Source organism: Aquirufa lenticrescens, from assembly GCF_019916085.1.
Taxonomy (GTDB): Bacteria; Bacteroidota; Bacteroidia; order Cytophagales; family Spirosomataceae; genus Aquirufa; species Aquirufa lenticrescens.
The window spans coordinates 217,501-237,196 of record NZ_CP049834.1 but is presented as its reverse complement, the minus strand read 5'-3'; the positions used below and the strand labels follow the sequence as shown (position 1 = coordinate 237,196).

General features: G+C 42.7%; 22 protein-coding genes, 4 tRNA genes and 2 rRNA genes (1 of these 28 cut by a window edge). 21 read left to right on the top strand and 7 right to left on the bottom strand.

What is annotated here, in order from left to right; genetic code table 11:
* The first annotated feature begins 1 nt into the window (after position 1).
* The 5 genes from G9X62_RS01125 to G9X62_RS01105 are packed head-to-tail and all read left to right on the top strand — an operon-like array spanning position 2 to position 2,660.
* Positions 2-769 (top strand): cytochrome c oxidase subunit 3, encoded by a 768-nt coding sequence (locus G9X62_RS01125; protein WP_223130990.1) that lies wholly within the window; start codon positions 2-4, stop codon positions 767-769.
* Positions 770-788: 19 nt separating this feature from the next.
* Entirely contained in the window at positions 789-1,103 is a 315-nt protein-coding gene (locus G9X62_RS01120; protein ID WP_223130989.1) for a cytochrome C oxidase subunit IV family protein, read from the top strand.
* Positions 1,104-1,130: 27 nt separating this feature from the next.
* Positions 1,131-1,847, top strand: coding sequence for an SCO family protein (locus G9X62_RS01115; RefSeq protein WP_223130988.1), 717 nt, complete (start codon positions 1,131-1,133; stop codon positions 1,845-1,847).
* Positions 1,848-1,852: 5 nt separating this feature from the next.
* A complete protein-coding gene (locus G9X62_RS01110; RefSeq protein ID WP_223130987.1) occupies positions 1,853-2,377 on the top strand; it encodes a DUF420 domain-containing protein in 525 nt (174 codons plus the stop codon).
* Entirely contained in the window at positions 2,370-2,660 is a 291-nt protein-coding gene (locus G9X62_RS01105; protein ID WP_223130986.1) for a hypothetical protein, read from the top strand. Before G9X62_RS01110 ends, G9X62_RS01105 begins: the two co-directional genes overlap by 8 nt.
* On the opposite strand, the gene murI is transcribed toward G9X62_RS01105, so the two are convergent.
* A complete protein-coding gene (murI, locus tag G9X62_RS01100; RefSeq protein WP_223130985.1) occupies positions 2,661-3,467 on the bottom strand; it encodes a glutamate racemase in 807 nt (268 codons plus the stop codon). It abuts the gene before it with no gap.
* Positions 3,468-3,570: 103 nt separating this feature from the next.
* Here murI and G9X62_RS01095 point away from each other — a divergent pair, with 103 nt between their 5' ends.
* From G9X62_RS01095 to mutL, 16 genes are all read left to right on the top strand, one after another.
* Positions 3,571-4,119: an RNA polymerase sigma factor gene (locus G9X62_RS01095; protein ID WP_223130984.1), complete on the top strand. Its 549-nt coding sequence runs from the start codon at positions 3,571-3,573 to the stop codon at positions 4,117-4,119.
* The gene (locus G9X62_RS01090; RefSeq protein WP_223130983.1) at positions 4,116-4,814 is read left to right on the top strand and encodes a hypothetical protein; all 699 of its coding nucleotides are present in this window, start codon (positions 4,116-4,118) and stop codon (positions 4,812-4,814) included. The genes G9X62_RS01095 and G9X62_RS01090 overlap by 4 nt, the downstream gene beginning before the upstream one ends.
* 2 nt (positions 4,815-4,816) lie before the next feature.
* A complete protein-coding gene (locus G9X62_RS01085) occupies positions 4,817-5,992 on the top strand; it encodes an outer membrane beta-barrel protein (RefSeq protein ID WP_223130982.1) in 1,176 nt (391 codons plus the stop codon).
* A 102-nt stretch (positions 5,993-6,094) separates the two neighbouring features.
* Positions 6,095-6,180 (top strand) — tRNA-Tyr (locus tag G9X62_RS01080).
* 43 nt (positions 6,181-6,223) lie between these two features.
* A tRNA-Gly gene (locus G9X62_RS01075) sits at positions 6,224-6,296 on the top strand.
* 94 nt (positions 6,297-6,390) lie between these two features.
* A tRNA-Thr gene (locus G9X62_RS01070) sits at positions 6,391-6,462 on the top strand.
* 72 nt (positions 6,463-6,534) lie between these two features.
* Positions 6,535-7,722, top strand: a complete 1,188-nt coding sequence (gene tuf / locus G9X62_RS01065) for an elongation factor Tu (protein WP_223130981.1) — start codon at positions 6,535-6,537, stop codon at positions 7,720-7,722.
* 81 nt (positions 7,723-7,803) lie between these two features.
* Positions 7,804-8,544 carry an NIPSNAP family protein gene (locus G9X62_RS01060; RefSeq protein ID WP_223130980.1) on the top strand — a complete coding sequence of 247 codons (741 nt, stop codon included), beginning with the start codon at positions 7,804-7,806 and terminating at the stop codon, positions 8,542-8,544.
* A 64-nt stretch (positions 8,545-8,608) separates the two neighbouring features.
* Positions 8,609-8,679 (top strand) — tRNA-Trp (locus G9X62_RS01055).
* 33 nt (positions 8,680-8,712) lie between these two features.
* A complete protein-coding gene (gene secE, locus G9X62_RS01050) occupies positions 8,713-8,904 on the top strand; it encodes a preprotein translocase subunit SecE (protein ID WP_130894756.1) in 192 nt (63 codons plus the stop codon).
* Positions 8,905-8,920: 16 nt separating this feature from the next.
* Positions 8,921-9,517 carry a transcription termination/antitermination protein NusG gene (gene nusG, locus G9X62_RS01045; protein ID WP_223130979.1) on the top strand — a complete coding sequence of 199 codons (597 nt, stop codon included), beginning with the start codon at positions 8,921-8,923 and terminating at the stop codon, positions 9,515-9,517.
* A 265-nt stretch (positions 9,518-9,782) separates the two neighbouring features.
* Positions 9,783-10,220, top strand: coding sequence for a 50S ribosomal protein L11 (gene rplK / locus G9X62_RS01040; RefSeq protein WP_130894754.1), 438 nt, complete (start codon positions 9,783-9,785; stop codon positions 10,218-10,220).
* A gap of 37 nt (positions 10,221-10,257) precedes the next feature.
* Positions 10,258-10,956 (top strand): 50S ribosomal protein L1, encoded by a 699-nt coding sequence (gene rplA / locus G9X62_RS01035; protein ID WP_130894753.1) that lies wholly within the window; start codon positions 10,258-10,260, stop codon positions 10,954-10,956.
* A 2-nt stretch (positions 10,957-10,958) separates the two neighbouring features.
* A complete protein-coding gene (gene rplJ, locus G9X62_RS01030; RefSeq protein ID WP_223130978.1) occupies positions 10,959-11,492 on the top strand; it encodes a 50S ribosomal protein L10 in 534 nt (177 codons plus the stop codon).
* 70 nt (positions 11,493-11,562) lie between these two features.
* Positions 11,563-11,949, top strand: a complete 387-nt coding sequence (gene rplL / locus G9X62_RS01025) for a 50S ribosomal protein L7/L12 (protein WP_223130977.1) — start codon at positions 11,563-11,565, stop codon at positions 11,947-11,949.
* A 95-nt stretch (positions 11,950-12,044) separates the two neighbouring features.
* Positions 12,045-13,871: a DNA mismatch repair endonuclease MutL gene (mutL, locus tag G9X62_RS01020; protein ID WP_223130976.1), complete on the top strand. Its 1,827-nt coding sequence runs from the start codon at positions 12,045-12,047 to the stop codon at positions 13,869-13,871.
* Here the strand turns inward: mutL and proC are convergent.
* The 6 genes from proC to G9X62_RS00990 all read right to left on the bottom strand — a co-directional run.
* Positions 13,860-14,660, bottom strand: coding sequence for a pyrroline-5-carboxylate reductase (proC, locus tag G9X62_RS01015; protein ID WP_223130975.1), 801 nt, complete (start codon positions 14,658-14,660; stop codon positions 13,860-13,862). The two genes, mutL and proC, sit on opposite strands and share 12 nt — an antisense overlap.
* Before the next feature lies 1 nt (position 14,661).
* Positions 14,662-15,768 carry a TlpA family protein disulfide reductase gene (locus G9X62_RS01010; protein WP_223130974.1) on the bottom strand — a complete coding sequence of 369 codons (1,107 nt, stop codon included), beginning with the start codon at positions 15,766-15,768 and terminating at the stop codon, positions 14,662-14,664.
* Positions 15,769-17,214, bottom strand: coding sequence for an Asp-tRNA(Asn)/Glu-tRNA(Gln) amidotransferase subunit GatB (gene gatB, locus G9X62_RS01005; protein ID WP_315857622.1), 1,446 nt, complete (start codon positions 17,212-17,214; stop codon positions 15,769-15,771).
* Between the two features lie 64 nt (positions 17,215-17,278).
* Entirely contained in the window at positions 17,279-17,674 is a 396-nt protein-coding gene (locus G9X62_RS01000) for a MerC domain-containing protein (RefSeq protein WP_223130973.1), read from the bottom strand.
* Positions 17,675-18,032: 358 nt separating this feature from the next.
* A 5S ribosomal RNA gene (gene rrf, locus G9X62_RS00995) occupies positions 18,033-18,144 on the bottom strand.
* Between the two features lie 67 nt (positions 18,145-18,211).
* Positions 18,212-19,696 (bottom strand): 23S ribosomal RNA (locus G9X62_RS00990); it runs 1,348 nt beyond the window's last position.

Sequence of the window (19,696 nt, the reverse complement as noted above, 5' to 3'; positions counted from 1 at the left end):
TATGTCAGTAGCACACGCTGCCCCAGCGGTTCCAGAAAATTTAACTTGGCAAGGTGGTTCTGAACCCCTAAAGTCTAGTTATGGAAAATTGATGATGTGGTTCTTCCTTTTATCGGATACCTTCACATTCTCTGCCCTTTTGATCACGTACGGAATGATTCGTTTTAGCCAACCAGCATGGGAAGGCGCACCTGCGGATTTTTACTTCTCTACGACTCACTGGCCTATTCCTGAAAAAGTTTTTGAAGCCGTTCCGTTCTTACACGGAATGTCATTGCCTTTAGTATTCGTAGGTATCATGACGTTTATCTTGATCGCTTCATCAGTAACGATGGTACTGGCGGTAGAAGCTGGACACCGTGGTGACCGCAAAGATGTGGAGAAATGGATGCTTTGGACGATTGTAGGTGGTTTTACTTTCTTAGGTTCTCAAGCTTGGGAGTGGACGCACTTTATCCACGGTCCAGAAGATTTAACTTTAGCTGCAAAGCAAATCATTGATGGGGTTAGCACTCCGATCGAAGGAGCGAACTTAGTTCGTAATCCATATGGACCTCCAGCCTTTGCTGACTTATTCTTCTTCATTACTGGTTTCCACGGAACACACGTATTTTCAGGTGTGATCTTAAACATCTTAATTTTCTTCAACGCAGCTACAGGAGTGTATGAGCGTAGAGGTCATTATGAAATGGTGGAGAAAGTAGGTCTTTACTGGCACTTTGTCGATCTAGTTTGGGTATTCGTATTTACCTTCTTCTATTTAGTTTAATCTTATAATCGATTTATATATGGCTTCGCACGTAGTACACGGAACCTCAGAAAAAGAAATTCCAGCTCCTAATACAGGCGCGATTTGGAAAACATTTTGGATTCTTTTGATTTTAACAGCAATCGAATTCGTTATTGCCTTCACGATGGCAGCTAGCACTTTACGTGTAGCGATCTTCTGTGGAATGACCATTGTGAAAGCGTTCTATATCGTAGGTGAGTTTATGCACTTAAAGCATGAAGTAAAATCCTTGATTTGGGCGGTTTTAATTCCTACTGTTTTCGTAGTATGGCTTTTAGTGGCCTTGATCTACGAAGGTGGTCACTTATATTGATATTGATTTTAATTTCCTTTTCAGGTAATGAATAAAAAGACAGGCATATTATTTCTCGTATTAATATTGCCTGTCTTTGTTTATTTAGGACTGAAGACTTTTGGCACGAATCATTTTAGCCTTCCGCGCTACATTCCGGCCATCGATTCGACGACGGGAGAAATCAAAATGGCGAAACGCCTGAATCCACGCTGGAACGAGGCGGAGATGGATACGGTCTTCCAAACCATTCCTCCCTTCTCACTCACAGACGAAACGGGTAAGACATTTAACTCGAACAGCCTGAAGGGCAAAATCTACGTTGCTAGTTTCTTCTTTACTCGTTGCACTACCATTTGCCCTAAAATAACTTCGCAAGTAAGCCGTGTTCAAGATACTTTTCACCAAGATCCTGAAGTGCAATTGCTATCGATTTCTGTTGACCCTAAATTTGATCAGCCGGAAAAGCTAGCAGCCTATGCAAAACGCTTTGATGCAAATAAGGGACAATGGTATTTTTTGACCGGCGAAAAGAAGGTTATTTATCCATTAGTCTTAAAAGGATTTCACGTTCCTCTAGCGGATGCTTCCGAATATGATGCAGCTATCAAGAATCCGGATGAAACATTTATCCACTCTGAGCGGTTAGTATTAGTAGACAAAGCAGGTGTCATCCGTGGATTTTATGACGGAACCGATAAAAAAGAGGTGGATCGCCTATTAGTTGAAATCAAAGTATTGAAAAGTATCTATACCAACGAGTAAACACGATGGAAGCAAATAAAAAAAACGACCAGTTAATTAATGTGTTATCGGTAGCAATCCCGGTGGCGGTGGCAATTTTGATTGGGATTCAAACAAAAATCAATTTAGGTCAATGGACTAAAGTATTGCCGCACGTCATAGGCCTATTGAATTCGACGACAGCCTTAAGTTTAGTCATTGGTTTAATTGGCGTAAAAAGCGGAAACATTGGCTTACACCGTAAGGCGATGGGAGCAGCCTTTATACAAGGTTCTCTTTTCTTAGTACTGTATATTCTGTACCATATTTCAAATCCATCGACTCCTTTTGGTGGTGAAGGTTGGATTCGTCCCGTGTATTATTTCTTATTGATTTCGCACATCGTGCTTTCGATAGGTGTGGTTCGCTTAGTATTAAAAGCGATTTATTATGCCTTAACGAATAACATTGTGGCACATAAAGCCATTGTGAAATGGGCCTACCCTATTTGGTTATACGTTTCGGTTTCTGGCGTTATCGTGTATTTATTGATTTCTCCTTATTATGTATAAGAAAGTATTCATCTTGGTAGCTTTGTTGCTGTTAACACAAATCGATGCGGTAGCGCAGTGTGCGATGTGCCGGACGACTGTCGAGAGTAGTATTTCGAATGGTCGGTCGAATATTGCGACAGGCTTGAATACGGGTATTTTATATTTATTAGCCGCGCCCTATTTAATCGTGGCAGCGATTGCTTTTTTATGGTTTCGCCAAAGCAAGCAAGAACAGCAAGCTCGCTTAGCAAAGCTCCGCCTTCGTCAAAAAGTTTCTCAACTTTTCAGCAACAACGCTTAATTAATCCCAGATCGGGTATTGTGTTAATTTGATAGCCTCCCCAAAGAAGATTTGGGTAGACTTTTCGAATGAATCTGTATAATCCGAGACATAGAACTGGCGGCTCGACTCTTTGCCATTGTGCAACATATCTTCAGACGTTAATATCCGTTTGATTTCCTCCGCCACAATGATGGACGTGTCAATTACCGAAATGCTTCCTTTGTAATAGGCATCGATCTGCGCTTTAATCAGCGGATAATGAGTACATCCTAGGATTAAACCTTCGATACCTTGCAAGGTAGGTTGTGCCAAGTATTCTTTGATGATGTGTTCAGAGATTGAATTAGAGAAGAAACCCTCTTCGATCATCGGGGCTAATAAAGGGGTTGCCAAAGATTTCACCTGTATATGCTTTCCCAGCGCTTCTGCCTTGTTCGCATAGATCCCCGAATTGACGGTTTGTTTCGTTCCAATTAAACCGAGGGTTCTGTTTTCCCAGTTTTGGTCCAAATACGCAATCACCGGGTCAATCACGTTCACGACTTTGGCCTTCGTCCCTACATAAGCCTTCACTAAATCATAGGCCGCCGCCGAAGCTGAATTACACGCAATCAAAATCAGCTTGCAATTCTTTTCTAACAACAAATTACAAATCTTCACCGAATACGCCTGAATCGCAGTCGCCGATTTATCACCATAAGGCAAGTGCGCCGTATCCCCAAAATAGATGATATTCTCCTGCGGCATCAACTCGGTAATGGCGTGCGCCAGAGTTAATCCTCCAATTCCACTATCAAAAATCCCGATGGGCGCTGAGTTTGGCATAATGCTAATTTCAACAAAGAACGGAATTTTGAAATTCTTTTCAAACTGACGCAACCATTTAGCGCTTTATGCCATCTTTGCAGTCGAATAAGAAATTGAACACTTGAGTACACGTTTACCATCCTTTACTTCTGAAACCGAGCTCATCGCCGCCTGCCGACAAAACAATCGACAAGCGCAACAGTTCTTGTTTCAAAAAATGGCAGGAAAGATGCTCGCCGTGGTGAAACGGTATATCACGAACACCTCAGAAGCAGAGGATACCTTGATGGAAGGTTTTGTGAAGGTATTCTCTAAACTTGACCAGTACCAAGGAGGCGGGAGTTTTGAGGGCTGGATTCGCAAGATTATGGTAAATGAGGCCTTAATGTCGATTCGCAAAAACAAAGATCGCTATCCGGTGGACATCGATGTGGCCTTTGACTTGGCTCATCCAGATGAGACACTAATGCAATTAGGAGTGCAAGAAATTGAAAACTTAATCGCCACCTTACCTACCGGTTACCGGACTATATTTAATTTATATGCCATAGAGGGCTACTCCCACGCGGAAATTGCGGACTTATTAGCGATTTCAGAAGGAACTTCTAAGTCTCAGTTATCCCGTGCACGAGCCTTATTACAAAATCAACTAATCACCTTACAGCTATGAAGAATTGGAATTCTGTAGAGGAAAAATGGAGAGAACAACTCCAAAACAAATCCGAAGACATCCCCGAGGGATTGTGGTCGCGAATAGAAGAAAGGCTAGAAGAAAAGCCTACTCGCCGATTCCCTATCTATTGGGCGGCAGCAGCCATGCTATTGATTGCGCTGGGTCTGAGCTGGAATTGGAAGACGGCACCAGAAGAGGGTTCCGCAGAGGTGACGCGTGTCATCGAAAAAACAGACATTCCAGTGGAAAAAGTCGCAACATCTGAATCTGAGACTTTGATAGTTCCGATTAAGGCAACAGAACCTACTTTTCAGAAAGCTAGTTTACAACCAGCATCGGATGGAGCAGCGCCCATTACGTCGGTAATCGAGGAATCTGTGAAAGAAGATGTCATCACCATGGTTCCAGCCATAGAGAAGAAGGAGGAGCAATCACCAGAGATTGTCACCGTGCGCCTTGACATTAATCCCATCGTAGAAGAAGAAGTGAAGCCTGCTTTTACACAGCAAAAACGTAGAAAATCCCTTTTCGGGAAAATCGTTGGTGAAATCAGACAAGCGTTGGATGGAGAACCGGTGAATTGGCAAAAACTAAAAGAGGGCAACGCCGCCTTTGAAAACAGCATACACACCGTAGCCAATACCTACGTAAAAACAGAAGAGAATTTTAAACGCACCTTACAATTACAATAAATATGAAAAAGATCATCGCCATCATCTGCCTAGTATTGAGCACTATAAGTCTATATGCCAAAGAAGCACAAGATTCGCTCCTGTTAAAAATTGACAAACGCAACCAAACTCTCTTAGATGCGGGAAGTTCAAAACGTACGCTAAGAGAAGAACTAGAAATCGCCTTCTCTAAAAAAGGGTTGGTATTAAGTGATAGCCTTTGGCAAGATATTAGAAAAGCTATTAAAACAGATTCGGATGGAGACAGCAGCCTTTCTGTCCGAATTGGGAATAGCCAAGTGAAGATTGGGATATTTAAGTCTGGAGTGGGCAATCAGCAGTCAGTAGCCAGTAGCCAGTCGACAGTGAACAGTGGTCAGTGGTCAGGTAAAAAAGAAGAAGTGCGGGTGGGATTAGACGGCGTGCACGTAAAAGACGGTAATGAGGAGACGCACGTGACATGGGATGGGGTTTACCACCGAGAAGGGAATGAGGTAACAAAGGTGATTTGGGGGAAAGATTCGACTAAAATCAAGCGCCCTAATCTATATAGCAGAAGGGGCTTAAACTTCTATTTAGGTTTAAATGCCTTAACAGGTGTGGAGCCTGAACTGGCTATTCCGTATCCAGGAGCGCCTGCCTACGTTCCTAACTTCACGCTAGATCCCATGGGATCACGGTATGCAAGCATCGAAATTTCTCGTTTCGTGACACTTTCAGAGGGCAAGAAATCCGCCTTCCGTTTAGGCTATGGTCTGGAAATCGATTGGTATAACTTCCGTTTTGATCATAACCGTATCGCTACCAAAGGGCCTAATAGCGTGCAATTCACAACCATTACTTCCTCTACCGGAAAAGAAGTGGCTATGAGCAAGAACAAGATGAGCGTTTCGTACCTAACCTTGCCTATTATGCCTCATTTCGTTTTTGATAAGAAATCAGCGGTTCAAATGATTGCCATCGGTGGATATATGTCCTATCGATTAGATACCTGGACCAAAGCGATCGAAGAGGAGAGTGGAAACTTGCGTAAAGAGACGAGCAATTTGTATGTTAATCCTTTCCGATATGGCGTACGAGCAGAATTTGCGCTTCGTCATTTTCCTGATTTGTTCTTTAGTTATGATTTGAGTCCTCTTTTTGAACCAGGTAAGGGTCCAGAAATGCGTGGATTAGCCTTTGGAATCCGATTATTGTAAAAATTTATTAGAAATTTTTCACGGATGTGTTTGCGGAAATGAAAAAATGAGCTACTTTTGCGAACTATTTCAGTGGAACGTTACACTGAAAGCACAAATGAAGGGGATATACCAGAGCGGCCAAATGGGGCAGACTGTAAATCTGCTGGTGAATGCCTACGGTGGTTCGAATCCATCTGTCCCCACCATTTTTTTATTACCTTGAATCCTTTTTACAGGAGGATTCAGCAAGCGGGAGTAGCTCATTTGGTAGAGCGATAGCCTTCCAAGCTATAGGTGGCGGGTTCGAGCCCCGTCTCCCGCTCGAAACGAAAAAATGTTGCTAAGGGAGAAATCCCTCTTAGCGATATTTTTGTTTTGGTTAGTCGAAAGAGATTAACAAGAGGCCGCAAGGTTATGCCTTTGTAGCTCAGTGGTAGAGCACTTCCTTGGTAAGGAAGAGGTCGGCAGTTCAATCCTGCTCAAAGGCTCTACGATTAAGCAAGGCCCATTGAACGAGTACATTTGAAACTTTTTATAACTAAATTAAGAACTAAATAATCATGGCAAAAGAGAATTTTGACCGAAGTAAACCCCACGTTAACATTGGTACGATTGGCCACGTTGACCACGGTAAAACAACCTTGACAGCTGCTATCACTAAAGTTCTTTCTGAAAAAGGTCTTGCTGAGAAAAAAGATTTCTCTTCCATTGACTCTGCTCCAGAAGAAAAAGAACGTGGTATCACGATCAACACAGCGCACGTAGAATACTCTACTGCTAACCGTCACTACGCACACGTTGACTGCCCAGGTCACGCGGATTACGTGAAGAACATGGTAACTGGTGCTGCACAAATGGACGGTGCTATCTTAGTAGTTGCTGCTACAGATGGTCCGATGCCACAAACTCGTGAGCACATCCTTTTGGCTCGCCAAGTAGGTGTACCTCAATTGGTAGTTTTCATGAACAAAGTGGACATGGTAGACGATCCAGAATTATTAGAATTAGTTGAAATGGAGATCCGTGAGCTTCTTTCATTCTACGAATTCGATGGCGATAACATTCCAGTAATCCAAGGATCTGCTTTAGGTGGATTGAACGGAGATGGTAAGTGGGTAGCTACAATCGAAGCGTTAATGGAGGCAGTAGATTCTTGGATTCCACTTCCTAAGCGTGATGTTGATAAAGCATTCTTGATGCCAGTTGAAGACGTATTCTCGATCACAGGTCGTGGTACTGTAGCAACAGGTAAAATTGAGACTGGTGTTATTAACTCAGGTGAAGCAGTTGATATCTTAGGTATGGGAGCTGAAAACTTGAAATCAGTTGTAACTGGTGTTGAGATGTTCCGTAAGATCTTAGATCGCGGTGAAGCTGGTGATAACGTAGGTTTATTGTTACGTGGTATTGAGAAAACTGATATCCGTCGTGGTATGGTAATCTGTAAGCCAGGTTCAGTGAAGCCTCACACTAAATTCAAAGCAGAGGTTTATATCTTGTCAAAAGAAGAAGGTGGACGTCACACTCCATTCTTTAACAAATACCGTCCACAATTCTACTTCCGTACGACAGACGTAACAGGTGAAATCACTTTACCTGCAGGAGTTGAAATGTGTATGCCTGGTGATAACTTAACAATTGATGTTACGTTATTGAACGCAGTAGCTATGGACAAAGGTTTACGTTTCGCGATTCGTGAAGGTGGCCGTACTGTAGGTGCAGGTCAGGTAACTGAAATCTTAGACTAATTTTTATTAGCCTATACGGAAAAGAGCGGTCAGTGACCGCTCTTTTTTTTTGTACCTTGCTAGTATAAAACAATCCATTCTATGAAAAAATTACTCTTTTTACTCCTTTTGTGCAGCTTTGCCGTTTCCGCACAAGAATATTATGAAATCAGAACCTATCAAATGAAGTTCAAAGGAAATACGGCTCTTTTAGAATCCTATCTTTCCAAAGCCTTAATTCCTGCACTTAACTCTTATGGGGTTTCCAAGGTGGGCGTATTCAAAGATTATGGAAAGCCAGAACCAGGTATTGTGGTAGTAGCTATCCCTTTCTCTTCTCTTGCCTCTTATGCGGGATACAAAGATGCGCTAGAGAAAAATGCCACCTATCAAGAGGCAGCGAAAGCTTATTTTGAGAATGTAGGACTAGACAAACCGATGTTCGAGAAGATCTCGACGTATCTTGCCAAAGGCTTTGCAGGGCACCCTTCCTTGAAATTGCCTATCACTAATCCAGGTCGTATCTACGAATGGAGAACCTATGAGGCATACAACGAAGATGCTTTGAAGCGTAAAATTGCGATGTTTAATGACGAAGAATTGAAGATCTTTGACACGGTAGGTTTACATAATGTATTCTTTGGAGAGGTACTTGCTGGTGAAAACACCCCTTGCTTAAGCTACATGGTTTCCTTTGAAAATATGGCAGAACGCGATGCCAATTGGGCAAAATTTCAAGCAAATCCAGATTGGAAACGTATTTCTGCTGATGCCAAATACGCGAATAGCCATTCTAGAACGGTGCGAAAATTCTTAGAACCTACGAGCTATTCTCAGTGGTAATCAAACAATAATGTGAAGGGGATTTGTAAATTGTCAAAATTTGGCTAAATTTGCAATCCTTTCTACGGGCATAGTATAATGGTAGTATGCAGGTCTCCAAAACCTTTGGTCAGGGTTCGAATCCTTGTGCCCGTGCTAAGTAAATTAAATACCGGTATCGGTTAACTTATGAGCAAATCAACATCATTGATCAAAGAATCATGGACAGAAGTAACAGAAAACGTTACTTGGCCCGCATTCTCTGACTTACAGTCGAGTTCTGTGTTAGTTTTGGTGGCTTCTTTAATCTTCGCCCTTTTAGTAGGTGCGGTTGATTTAGTCTTCAAATCTGGTTTGGATTTATTTTATACTTCATTTTAATAAATAGGTTACAACCATGGCAGAGACTAAATGGTATGTGTTGAGAGCAATCTCAGGACAAGAGAAGAAGGTAAAGACCTATATGGAGAACGAATTAGCACGTCAAGGCGTGTCAGATTCAGTTCCTCAAATTCTTATTCCTACAGAAAAGATTTACGAAATCCGTAAAGGAAAAAAAGTGATTCGCGAGAAGAACTTGTTCCCTGGATATATCTTAGTAGAAGCAGATTTAGCTGGAGAGGTTAGCCATATCTTAACTTCGACACCTGGCGTTATTGGTTTCTTGCAAGCAAATAATGAAGAAGTAGAAGTAACTAAGGTTGAAGGCGGAAAAGTAAAGAAAACGAAAGTAATCGTTAAGAAGCCTGTACCTATTAACCAAGCTGAAGTAAATCGCATCTTAGGTAAAGTCGATGAATCAGCTGCGGTAGAAGAATTTGCTTCAGTTACCTTCATTAAAGGTGAAACGGTTCGCGTAATTGACGGTCCATTCGCCACTTTCGAAGGAACGGTAGAAGAGATTCACGAAAACACGAAGAAATTATCCGTTATGGTTAAGATCTTTGGACGTAACACACCACTTGAATTGAACTACGCTCAAGTAGAAAAATAATATTTCTCCATTTAGAGAAGCTTGAAAAGTCCTGAACGAAAATTCAGGACTTTTTTTTGCCTAAGTATTTGTATTATAGAATAAAAGCTCTAATTTTGCAGTCCGTTTAAAAAGCGGCAATCTCTGTTTTGAAAATTTCAAGAGGGGATTGGGCCGGAACGTCATTGTTACGCGGAAAGGTCACCCGGAGGGGAATCAGATAAGGAAGCTTCCACCCTTATTGGCAGATAAACCTCTAAATTCACTAAATAAACGATGTTTTAACATGGCAAAAGAAATAGCTGGCTACGTAAAGCTTCAATGCAAAGGTGGCCAAGCCAATCCTTCACCACCCATCGGTCCTGCTTTAGGTTCGAAAGGATTAAATATCATGGAGTTCTGTAAGCAATTCAATGCGAGAACTCAAGATAAGAACGGCGTAGTATTGCCGGTCCTAATTACTTATTACGCAGACAAATCGTTTGATTTCGTTGTAAAAACTCCTCCTGCACCAATCTTGTTATTGGAAGCAGCGAAGGTTAAATCTGGTTCAGCTCAACCTAACTTGAAAAAGGTAGGTTCTGTAACTTGGGATCAAGTACGCGTTATCGCGGAAACTAAGATGCCAGATTTAAACTGTTTTACAGTTGAAGCAGCAATGAGTATGATTGCTGGAACGGCTCGATCAATGGGAATTACTGTTTCTGGTGATAAACCGTTCTGATTTAACCATCAGAAATAAACATTTTAATTAAAAGGTAATGGCAAAACTTACGAAGAAAATAAAGGAAGCCCTTTCAAAATACGATGCAACGCAAGCGTATTCGCTTGAGAAAGCAGCGGAGATTTTGAAAGAAATTTCTTATACAAAATTCGATGCCTCAGTGGATATTGATGTCCGCTTAGGAGTAGATCCCCGCAAAGCGGACCAAATGGTTCGTGGCGTGGTTGCCCTACCTCACGGAACCGGGAAAGACGTACGTGTACTTGTACTATGTACGCCCGATAAAGCAGAGGAGGCAAAAGCAGCCGGTGCTGATCACGTAGGATTAGATGATTACATTGCAAAAATCGAGAGCGGCTGGACCGATATCGACGTAATCATTACTATGCCGACTGTGATGGCAAAATTAGGCCGTTTGGGACGTGTTTTAGGACCTCGCGGTCTGATGCCTAATCCAAAGTCAGGTACTGTAACTTTGGAAGTAGGAAAAGCAGTAAACGAAGTAAAAGCTGGTAAAATCGACTTTAAAGTTGATAAAACTGGTATCATCCATACCTCTATCGGTAAGGTGTCCTTCGGAGCTGATAAAATTGTAGATAACGCTTTAGAAGTAATCAACACGTTGATTAAATTAAAGCCGTCTTCTGCAAAGGGAACTTATGTTAAATCGATCAACTTGTCATCGACAATGTCTCCGGGCATTATCATCGATAAGGGAACTGTAGCTGGATTGTAATCATGACAAGAGAAGAAAAAAATCAGATTATTGATGAGTTGAGCGAAAAGTTCGCTGCGACTCCGTACTTCTACATTGCAAGTACAGCCGGTTTAACTGTAGCCGAAGCTAATCAATTCCGTAGCCTTTGTTTTCAGAGAGGTGTTGAGTACAAAGTATTCAAAAACACATTAATCTCTAAAGCATTAGCTAAAACGGGAACAGATTATTCCTCTTTAGATGCAGAAGTTTTGACAGGAATGTCAGGTATCATTTTCGCAACTGAAAATGCTAAAGTACCTGCAAAATTGATCAAAGACTTCCGTAAAGAAGCTGGAAAAGACAAAATTGCATTCAAGGCTGCGTCTATCGAAGGTGGTATCTATATTGGCGAAGGTCAATTGACAGCACTAGAGAACATCAAGTCGAAAAACGAGATGATTGGCGAAGTTATTGGCTTATTACAATCGCCTGCTAAAAATGTTGTTTCAGCATTATTAAGCGGTGAGAAGAAATTAGCTGGTATCGTGAAGACTTTGTCTGAGCGCCCTGAGTAATTATTACCAAGTTTTACCGGAGTGAAAACTCCAATAAATTATTAATTCTTAACAATTAAATTTTCAAAAAATGGCAGATTTAAAAGCGTTCGCTGAACAATTAGTGAACTTAACTGTAAAAGAAGTAAACGAATTAGCTACTATCCTTAAGGATGAGTATGGTATCGAACCAGCTGCTGCTGGTGCTGTTATGGTTGCAGGTCCTGCAGCTGGTGGCGCTGAAGGTGGTGATGCTGCTGCTGAGAAATCATCTTTTGATGTAATCTTAAAAGCTGCTGGTCCTAACAAATTAGCGATCGTAAAATTAGTAAAAGACTTAACTGGTTTAGGTTTGAAAGAAGCGAAAGATGTAGTTGATGCTGCACCGAAAGCTGTTAAAGAAGGTGTATCTAAAGACGAAGCTGAAGGTTTGAAAAAATCTTTAGAAGAAGCTGGTGCTGAAGTTGAATTGAAGTAATTCAACCCAACCTATCTTACGAAAAAAGGGAATGGCAACATTCCCTTTTTTTTGTTTAATCCCTTATCTTTGTCCACTCGTTTCCCTATTCATTTATGCACAATCTGATCAAAATGCTTCCTGATGCTATCGCAAATCAAATTGCGGCAGGTGAGGTGGTACAGCGACCAGCCTCTGTGGTAAAGGAACTGATGGAAAACTCGATTGACGCAGGCGCAAGCTTCGTGCAATTAATCGTGAAGGAAGCGGGAAAAGTCAGTATTCAGGTCATCGATGATGGCAAGGGAATGTCGCCACAAGATGCAATTATGTCTTTTGAACGACATGCCACTTCCAAGATTAGCAAGGCTGAAGACCTGTTTGCGATTCGCACGATGGGATTCAGAGGGGAGGCTTTGGCCTCTATCGCCTCAGTAGCCCAGGTGGAATTGAAAACACGCCGGGAAGAAGACGAGCTCGGCAGTTTGTTGCGCATGGAAGCCTCCGTATTAAAGGCGAATGAACAAGTGGCCGCCCCTAAAGGCACGTCAATTCTTGTCAAAAACCTGTTCTACAACATCCCAGCGCGTCGTAATTTCTTAAAATCTAACCCCGTGGAAATGCGCCATATTTTGGACGAGTTCCAACGTATCGCGTTAGCCAACCCAGAAATCAAATTCTCCTTAATCCAAAACGAACAAGAAACCTATTCCCTTCCTGTTGAAAAACTGGGCAAGAGAATCGTGGACTTGTTTGGCAAAACCTACCGAGAACAATTAGCCGCTTGCGAGGAAAACACCAACTACGTCAGCATCAAAGGCTACGTGGGCCGTCCAGAATACGCTAAGAAAACACGCGGTGAGCAATTCTTCTTTGTGAACAATCGATTCATCAAGAGTTCGTATTTGCACCACGCAGTGATGAGCGCATATGAACGTTTAGTTCCCGAAGGCACCTTCCCTTTCTATGTCTTGTTTTTAACGCTAGATCCTGCGCACATTGATATCAATGTGCACCCTACAAAAACGGAGATCAAGTTTGATGATGAACGATCGATCTATGCCATTTTGCAAGCAGCCATTCGGAAGACACTTAGTTTAAATCATCTAATTCCATCGCTCGATTTCGATGCGAACGTAAACTTCCGTAATCCTGGTGGGGCTCCGGCACCTACGGGCTCGATTCCTTCGTTTTCAGGCTCGAATTCCCCTCGTCCTGTTCAAGATGCTTGGAAGAAGCTTTACGAGGGCTTAAATGACAATATTGAAGCTTTTGAACGAGGTGATGTAGCTGAGCCGACAACGAATTTATTCAGTGAGCCGGCCACAACAATTCAAAGCAAGGCCAACACGTGGACTTCGGACAGTTCTACGCACACCAATTTCCAAGTCATTCAGATATTGAATAAGTTTTTGGTGGTGACCCTGTCTGGCGGAATGTTGCTCATTGACCAGAAGAAGGCCTACCAGCGAATCTTGTTTGATCAGTTCTCCGAGAATTTGGTGAAGAAGAATGGCGTTTCTCAACAATTATTATTCCCGCAGATTCTCCGGATTAATCCGACAGATGCTGTCTTAGTGGAGGAAATCCTAGGCGATATTACCGATTTAGGTTTTGGGCTTACAAAGGATGCAGAAGAAAATTACTGGATTCAGGGGGTGCCGGCCGGAATAGGTGAGGAAGATGGTCAGAATTTATTAGAGGGAATTTTAGAACAAGTGAAGAATGAGGCGTCAGATTTAGGCCAAAACCACTCCGAAAAAATCGCACGCATTCTGGCAAACCGTGCGGCGATTCGATATCAGTCGAAGAAACTGTTAGCAGAAGAAATGTCTGCCTTAGTGGAGCAATTGTTTGCGAGCACAAACCCCTCTTATTCTCCGAATGGCGAGATTATCAGCCGTCAATTAAATGAGGCTGAAATCGGTCAATTAATTGGCTAATTCTTTGGCACGATCCTTTGCCGCAATAATTCCTTTTTGCAATCCTTCTGCCACTAAATTTTCTTGGAAAGTCTTCAACGCAGCTTCAGTCGTTCCCCCTTTCGAGGCAACCGCTTGAATTAATTCATCCAAAGTCTTATCGCTGGTTTGCATTAAATGATAGGAACCTAGCATCGTCTGCTTAACTAAAAGAGACGCCATCGCTGGTTCAAAGCCCATCTGAACACCGGCATCAATCATTGCTTTAATCAAATAGAAGAAATACGCTGGACCACTACCGCTCAAACCAGTCACTGCATCCAATAAGCCTTCTTCCTCTAGGAATACCGCACGACCCGTTGAATTGATTAGGTTTTCCACCTTCCGAATATCCGACATCCCTACAGCGGAAGCAGCCGCAAAAGCCGTCATCCCCATGCCTAACAGTGCAGGCGTATTCGGCATAGCCCTAACCACTAAATCATGTGATAAACTAGCCTGGATATTCGCAATCGGAATACCCGCCATAATAGACAATATGATCTGATTAGGCTGGATAAATCGAGCTAATTCTGCGGAGACAGATGGATAATCTTGAGGCTTCACCGATAAGATAATCAAATCAGCCACGGCCACTTTCTCCGAAATCGTATCAACTACGATCCCCGCTTTTTGCTCTTGCAGAATATCGCCGCGCTCTTTATTCTTTTCGATCAGAATGAGTTCCTCTTTGGAAACCAAATTATATTGAATGAAGGAATTGGCGAATGCCATACCCATATTTCCACAACCAATGATCGCTATTTTCATATTACTTTGTTTCAAATAGTTTGGCTAAATACTGGTCCAAAGCCGCCCCTCTCAATCCTTTAGCTATAATTCGACCTACAGGATCGACTAAGAAAGTCTGTGGAATGGAGTTTACCTGGTACGCTTGCGCACCTGCAGAGTTCCAATATTGTAAATCAGATACGTGTTTCCAGACTAATTTATCTGTTTCGATTGCCTTCAGCCAGGCCTCCCTGTTTTGATCTAAACTCACCCCAAAAATCTCAAACCCTCGATCTTTATAGGCAGCATACGTCTTCACTACATTCGGATTCTCCCGGCGGCAAGGACCGCACCAACTTGCCCAAAAATCAATCAACACATATTTCCCACGTAGAGAGCTTAAGGCCAAATTAGGCCCTTCAGGCGTCGCTAAATTAATCTCCGGAGCCATTGCCCCTTCATTCACTCCCTGTAATCGCTGTAAATTCGTAACAAATTGCTGCACCTGTGGATGATTCGGTCTAGCCTTCCCTAACCTATCCGCAATTTCCATCAGCGAAGCCATCTCTTTCTCCGCAGGCAAAAAATTCGTTGCCCAAAGCGCGACTAAATGACTCCCCATCTGCGGAATCAGCGCTTTGATCCTATTCGTGCTAGCGGTTTGAGCTTGAGTAAACTCCGCTTGAATACGTTTCTCTTGCTTTTGATCCAATTGAATCTCTTGGTTCCACTTGCGGACTTTGACCTCCATTTCCTTCGAAATAGCCATCAATTCAAGCATAAATTTTACATTAGGGTAATCCCCTTTCATCGTAAAGGAACTCTTGCCCTCCTCATCATTGATTCCATCTGCGACGATATCAATCGTTTCCCCTCCCTCTAAAATGACCAATACTTTTTGTGGCTTAGGCGTATCAAAAAAATTCAACAAGTAGAAAGCCCCTTGGTCTTTTACCTTCCCTTTAAAAATCACTTTACGTTGAGCAGATGGACTTGCTGAGTCGATCTTAACCATCTTGCCCAACTCATTAATGTATTCTAAATAGATTTTTTTACCCGGAACTACCGTCTTTGCTTCGACGCGTAACTCAAAATTTTGAGCCTGAATGGCGGTCGCAAATAACAATATGATTCCGATTAATCTCATTTATGCTTTCGCTAGTTCTTCTGACATTAATTGATTCACACGCTTAGGATCGGCGGTTCCCTTCGATTTCTTCATCACTTCTCCGATGAACAAGGCGATCAATCCTTTCTTTCCTTTTTGGTATTCCTTCACTTTATCTGGGTAGGCCGCGATTGCTTCCTGCACCCAAGTATTTAATTCATCACCCAATTGTGCGTTCAACCAACCCTGCTCCTCAACAATCTGTAAAGGCGATTTACTAGGATTTTCAATGGCCAAAGGAAATAATTGATGCGCCGCCAAATTATGTGTCAACTTCCCCGACTCAACTAAATCCACTAATTCAGCCAAAGTCTTCGGGCTTAACTCAAAATCTGTAATCGTTTGATTTTTTTCGTTCAAATGGGACTTCACAGGCCCCATTAGCCAGTTCGAAATCGATTTATACGCTTTAGAATAGGACGCAGCCTCTTCAAAATAGATCGCCATTTCACGCGTATCCGCTAAGAAGTGTGCATCATAAGCAGGTAAGCCAAATTCTTTCACTAACTTTTGCTCTTGTTCCCAAGGCAATAAAGGCATAGCCGCTTTTATTTCTTGCAACCAAGTTTCTGATATCTCCAAAGGTGCCAAATCAGGCTCAGGGAAATACCGGTAATCATTCATCGTCTCTTTCACCCGCATAGAATGCGTGGTTCCCGTATGAGCATCAAAAGTCCTCGTTTCTTGAATTAACGTTCCACCTTCGTTTAACACCTTCGTTTGACGAACGATTTCGTGCTCAATCGCCCGTTGAATATTGCGAAGAGAGTTCATATTCTTAATCTCCACTTTCGTACCTAAGGTAGTCGTCCCTGCTGGGCGAATCGAAACGTTAACATCCGCTCGCAAAGAGCCTTCTTCCATATTTCCATCACAAACCCCAAGGTAGCGCACTAATTTACGTACCTCAGAGACTAAGGCAAAAGCTTCTTCGGAGGAATGGATAGTCGGTTCTGTCACCATCTCTATTAAGGGCGTTCCAGCTCTATTATAGTCCAAAAAACTAAAGGGGTTATCTCCCTCATGAACCGATTTACCTGCATCCTCTTCTAGGTGAATGTGGTGAAACTCCATTCTCTTATCCCCTTCTTTCAGATGAACCAAAACCGAACCACCTACGCAAATAGGCGTTTTATCCTGTGTAATTTGATATCCCTTAGGAAGGTCTGGATAAAAATAATTCTTACGATCAAAATACTGCTGGGGGGCAATTTTAGAACCAATCGCTAAACCCATCTTTATAGCAAACTCCACCACCTTTTTGTTCAAATAAGGGAGTGTCCCTGGATGACCTAACGAAATAGGGGAAATTAAGGTGTTTGCTTCTTGACCAAAAAGCACAGGGTCACTCGCGAAAATCTTCGAGTTCGTCTGTAACTGTGCATGAATTTCAAGGCCAATAACGGGTTGATAGGAAATGCTCACTGAATAGTATTTATAACCGGGATAGGATATAAAGATACAAAAATCCCGCGTTTAAAGATATCAACTACTTGATTTTGCAGGTACAAGCCGTTTTATGCTTGTAATTAAACCAATAGGCTAAGGTAATAAAGACACCTAATGATAGGCCAAAAATCCATTCAATCGACTTCATCCCAACCAACGTATCCACTAATTTAATCAATACCGCTAATCCCAAAAAATACAAAGGCATCGGTTTTCTATGTTTACGGAAATCTTGCCATAATAGAAGCAATGCCATTCCAAAACTACCAATAACCAAAACCCATTCAGCCATAGGACTAAAAGCAATAGAACTAGCTAAATAAGGTGCTGCAAATAGAATAAGTGGCAAAGCAAGGCAATGTATAGCACAAAGAAGCGAGAGAAAAACTCCCACTTTTTCAACTGGCAATAAGTGCTTATACTTTTTATTAGACATTTAACTAAATGTTTATTCTTTTGCGTGTTTGCAATAGTGTTGCAAAGATACTCAAGAGCGAGCAATTCGCAAAAGGAAATAAGAGTATAGATTATAGAGAAGAGAGAAGAGATGGTGAGTGGTGAGTGGTGAATGGTAAATGCAGTCATCAGGAGTCCGAAGGAAGGTAGTCCGAAGGAAATATTTCATACATGAATGGATAAAAAACGAGGCGGCAGCCTCTTTTTTATGCCGTATCTCTACTCTTTGCTCTATACTCTCTACTCTGTTTCCTGACTAGTGTCCACTGACTACTGTCTACTGCCCACTGTTAGGCATAAAAAAAGACCCACACTTTCGGTGCAGGTCTTTTTAAATAACTTGGAGCTTACTTACTTTCCCGGGTTTGATCCCAGTATCATCAGCGGTGCGGGGCTTAACTTCTCTGTTCGAGATGGGAAGAGGTGAACACCCGTCCTATCGGCTCCATACTTTTTGCAAGGTTTTAGCCTTTAGCCATATTGTGAGATAAAATAAACAGCAGTGTATAAATTAATAAAAGGTAAGCTTTCGGGTAATTAGTACTACTCGACTTTGACATTACTGTCTTTACATCTGTAGCCTATCGACCGTGTCGTCTACACGGACCCTTCATGGAATACTCATCTTCAGGTCAGTTTCGCACTTAGATGCTTTCAGCGCTTATCTGGTCCCGACGTGGCTACTCAGCTATGCCCTTGGCAGAACAACTGATATACCAGCGGTCAGTCCAACTCGGTCCTCTCGTACTAAAGTCAGAACCTGTCAATATTCCTACGCCCACAACAGATAGGGACCGAACTGTCTCACGACGTTCTGAACCCAGCTCGCGTGCCACTTTAATCGGCGAACAGCCGAACCCTTGGGACCTTCTCCAGCCCCAGGATGTGACGAGCCGACATCGAGGTGCCAAACCTCCCCGTCGATGTGAGCTCTTGGGGGAGATCAGCCTGTTATCCCCAGAGTACCTTTTATCCTTTGAGCGATGGCTGTTCCATACTAAACCACCGGATCACTATATCCTACTTTCGTACCTGATCGACTTGTCGGTCTCACAGTCAAGCTCCCTTTTGCTATTGCACTCTACGCACGGTTACCAAGCGTGCTGAGGGAACCTTTGAAAGCCTCCGTTACTCTTTTGGAGGCGACCACCCCAGTCAAACTACCCACCAAGCAATGTCTCCCCTTTGGGGATTAGAATTCCAGTACAAGAAGGGTGGTATTTCAACGTTGGCTCCCCGATGCCTAGCGACACCGGCTCACAGCCTCCCACCTATCCTACACATCCAGTACCAAAACTCAATGCTAAGCTATAGTAAAGGTTCATGGGGTCTTTCCGTCCCGTTGCGGGTAAACGGCATCTTCACCGTTACTACAATTTCACCGAGCTCACGGCTGAGACAGTGCCCAGATCGTTACACCATTCGTGCAGGTCGGAACTTACCCGACAAGGAATTTCGCTACCTTAGGACCGTTATAGTTACGGCCGCCGTTTACTGGGGCTTCAGTTCAATGCTTCGTGTTGCCACTAACATCCCCCCTTAACCTTCCAGCACCGGGCAGGTGTCAGGCCTTATACGTCATCTTTCGATTTAGCAAAGCCATGTGTTTTTGTTAAACAGTCGCCTGGGCCATTTCTCTGCGGCCACGATTGCTCGTGGCTCCCTTTATCCCGAAGTTACAGGGTTAATTTGCCGAGTTCCTTAGCCGTGATTCACTCGAGCGCCTTAGAATATTCTTCTCGACCACCTGTGTCGGTTTACGGTACGGGTTACTTATTAGTTATACACGCCTAGACTTTTCTTGGAAGTTTACTCACTACACTCGTTTTGGCATTGCTGCCGCCTCTCAAAGACACTATTCCGTCAGTATCTGGTAACCTGTAATCTCCGTCATCTATTTGCCCAATAAGTAAGTACAGGAATATTAACCTGTTGTGCATTAGGTTGTCGCCTTCGCTAGACCCTTAGCCCCCGACTAACCCTCAGTTGATTAGCATAGCTG

Bases quoted from the DNA above. Each gene is read 5' to 3' on its own strand.
- G9X62_RS01125 (WP_223130990.1), top strand. From the start codon at position 2: ATGTCAGTAGCACACGCTGCCCCAGCGGTTCCAGAAAATTTAACTTGG.
- G9X62_RS01120 (WP_223130989.1), top strand. From the start codon at position 789: ATGGCTTCGCACGTAGTACACGGAACCTCAGAAAAAGAAATTCCAGCT.
- G9X62_RS01115 (WP_223130988.1), top strand. From the start codon at position 1,131: ATGAATAAAAAGACAGGCATATTATTTCTCGTATTAATATTGCCTGTC.
- G9X62_RS01110 (WP_223130987.1), top strand. From the start codon at position 1,853: ATGGAAGCAAATAAAAAAAACGACCAGTTAATTAATGTGTTATCGGTA.
- G9X62_RS01105 (WP_223130986.1), top strand. From the start codon at position 2,370: ATGTATAAGAAAGTATTCATCTTGGTAGCTTTGTTGCTGTTAACACAA.
- murI (WP_223130985.1), bottom strand. From the start codon at position 3,467: ATGCCAAACTCAGCGCCCATCGGGATTTTTGATAGTGGAATTGGAGGA.
- G9X62_RS01090 (WP_223130983.1), top strand. From the start codon at position 4,116: ATGAAGAATTGGAATTCTGTAGAGGAAAAATGGAGAGAACAACTCCAA.
- G9X62_RS01085 (WP_223130982.1), top strand. From the start codon at position 4,817: ATGAAAAAGATCATCGCCATCATCTGCCTAGTATTGAGCACTATAAGT.
- tuf (WP_223130981.1), top strand. From the start codon at position 6,535: ATGGCAAAAGAGAATTTTGACCGAAGTAAACCCCACGTTAACATTGGT.
- G9X62_RS01060 (WP_223130980.1), top strand. From the start codon at position 7,804: ATGAAAAAATTACTCTTTTTACTCCTTTTGTGCAGCTTTGCCGTTTCC.
- secE (WP_130894756.1), top strand. From the start codon at position 8,713: ATGAGCAAATCAACATCATTGATCAAAGAATCATGGACAGAAGTAACA.
- nusG (WP_223130979.1), top strand. From the start codon at position 8,921: ATGGCAGAGACTAAATGGTATGTGTTGAGAGCAATCTCAGGACAAGAG.
- rplK (WP_130894754.1), top strand. From the start codon at position 9,783: ATGGCAAAAGAAATAGCTGGCTACGTAAAGCTTCAATGCAAAGGTGGC.
- rplA (WP_130894753.1), top strand. From the start codon at position 10,258: ATGGCAAAACTTACGAAGAAAATAAAGGAAGCCCTTTCAAAATACGAT.
- rplJ (WP_223130978.1), top strand. From the start codon at position 10,959: ATGACAAGAGAAGAAAAAAATCAGATTATTGATGAGTTGAGCGAAAAG.
- rplL (WP_223130977.1), top strand. From the start codon at position 11,563: ATGGCAGATTTAAAAGCGTTCGCTGAACAATTAGTGAACTTAACTGTA.
- mutL (WP_223130976.1), top strand. From the start codon at position 12,045: ATGCACAATCTGATCAAAATGCTTCCTGATGCTATCGCAAATCAAATT.
- proC (WP_223130975.1), bottom strand. From the start codon at position 14,660: ATGAAAATAGCGATCATTGGTTGTGGAAATATGGGTATGGCATTCGCC.
- G9X62_RS01010 (WP_223130974.1), bottom strand. From the start codon at position 15,768: ATGAGATTAATCGGAATCATATTGTTATTTGCGACCGCCATTCAGGCT.
- G9X62_RS01000 (WP_223130973.1), bottom strand. From the start codon at position 17,674: ATGTCTAATAAAAAGTATAAGCACTTATTGCCAGTTGAAAAAGTGGGA.